Source organism: Arthrobacter sp. 05T47 (genome assembly GCF_056395825.1).
In genome coordinates this window covers 1-1,662 of sequence record NZ_JBFTKG010000125.1, presented here as the reverse complement: position 1 = coordinate 1,662, position 1,662 = coordinate 1, and the positions used below count along the sequence as shown (strand labels likewise).

The window sequence follows — 1,662 nt, the reverse complement described above, 5'->3', positions numbered from 1 at the left end:
CTCCCGGGACATCTTGGCCGGCGCGGTTGGTGCCGCCGGCGCGATCGGTGCGGGAATGACGGGGGCAGCGCCCGTTGTGGGGTCGCCAGAGGCGTTGGAAGAGACGTCTGTTGACATGGGTGTTCCCTCGGGGAGCTTGGTGTGGGTCCGGCGAGCGTCGGCGCTGCTGCAGGTTCCAACAGTCTAAGCCCCGGGCGCATTCCCGTCATCGAAAAATAACGCGGGGTCAGACACGGCTCATTGAGGGCCTCCAAAGTCAATTGGTCGTTGCAACATCGGGGTTTAGGCCGCGGTGGCGATTAGTTGGCGCATGCGTTGCTTTGGGGTTTCGAGGTCCAGGGTGGGCCGGGGCCGGTTGTTGAGTTTGTCGGCGATGGTGTTGAGGTCCTCGGCGGTGAAGACCGAGAGGTCGGTGCCCTTTTCGAACCAGTGGCGGAGCAGGCGGTTGGTATTTTCGTTGGTGCCCCGCTGCCAGGGTGAGTGTGGATCGCAGAAGTAGACGCCGGCGTCCAGGGCCATGCTGATGCGGGGGTACTCGACCATTTCGGTGCCGCGGTCCCAGGTCACGGTTTTGATCAGATGCTCCGGGAGCCGGCGCATCTGGGTGATCATCGCGTCGGCGACTTCCTGGGCGGTGTGCCGTCCGGGCAGGTGCAGCAGGACGGTGTACCGGGTGGTGCGCTCGACCAGCGTGCCGATGGCACTGCGGCCGTCCTTGCCGATGATGAGATCGCCTTCCCAGTGCCCGGGCACGGCCCGGTCATCGGCCTCCGCGGGGCGTTCTGAGATCTTCGGAGCATCCTTGTAGTGCTGGCCTGCGTTTCCGTGGGGCCGCTCACCGCGGGGCGTCCGTTTGCTCCGGCTGGTGCTTAGGCACCGGTAGAGATCCTTGCGGAGTTCTCCCCGGCCCTGGACGTAGAGGCTCTGATAGATCGTTTCGTGGCTGATCTGCATGCTCTCATCGTGACCGAAGGTTTGCTTCAGAACCAAGGACACCAGCTTCGGGGACCACCCGTCGTCCATCGCGTCCTCGACGAATTTGACCAGCTCCGGGTTCTGGAGCCGGAACGCCTTGGGGCGCCGGGCGCGCTGATGGGTCCATATCTGTGCCACATCGGCCTGATACGACCCAYCAGCGCCCCGGTTACGACGGACCTCCCGCCATACAACCGACCGGTCCCTGCCGATTTCGCGGGCGATCGCGGCGACCTTGGCGCCCTCGCGGACCMGGATCATAATCACCGCCCGGTCCACCAGATCAAGCCGGTTGGACCCCGGGCGGACAGCCGGGACCGGGCCCGCCTCAACACCGCCGTCAACACCCATCCGCATCCGCATGCCGCCAGTCTTGCCCAGCCACCGCTGCGTACTACTGCGCCACACCCCAATCCGGGCAGAGGCTTGCGTGACCGCCATCCCCTGCCGCAGAAGTGAAAAGAACTCATCCTTCAGCGCATCGGGCGCCCGATAACCACTCGGCATGGCAACCTCCAAAAATCAGATGTTGCAACGACCGTATGATTCTGCGAGGGGATTATTGGCGCTTGGTGACCCCGCGTTGTTTGGTTTAGAGCCCGACGCGTTTAGAGCCCGACTTCGGCGGACTGCAGGAGCGCGACGGCGTCCGGCTGGCCTTCGAAGGTGACGAGCGCGTGGCGGGTG

Annotated in this window: 1 protein-coding gene and 1 pseudogene; both read right to left on the bottom strand. The window is 64.7% G+C overall.

Annotation, left to right across the window (positions count from 1 at the left end):
* Nucleotides 1-282: 282 nt before the first annotated feature.
* Entirely contained in the window at nt 283-1,482 is a 1,200-nt protein-coding gene (locus AC1DEY_RS23205) for an IS30 family transposase (protein WP_476870051.1), read from the bottom strand.
* 101 nt (nt 1,483-1,583) lie between these two features.
* A pseudogene (locus tag AC1DEY_RS23200) lies at nt 1,584-1,662 on the bottom strand (TIGR03085 family metal-binding protein); the annotation flags it as partial.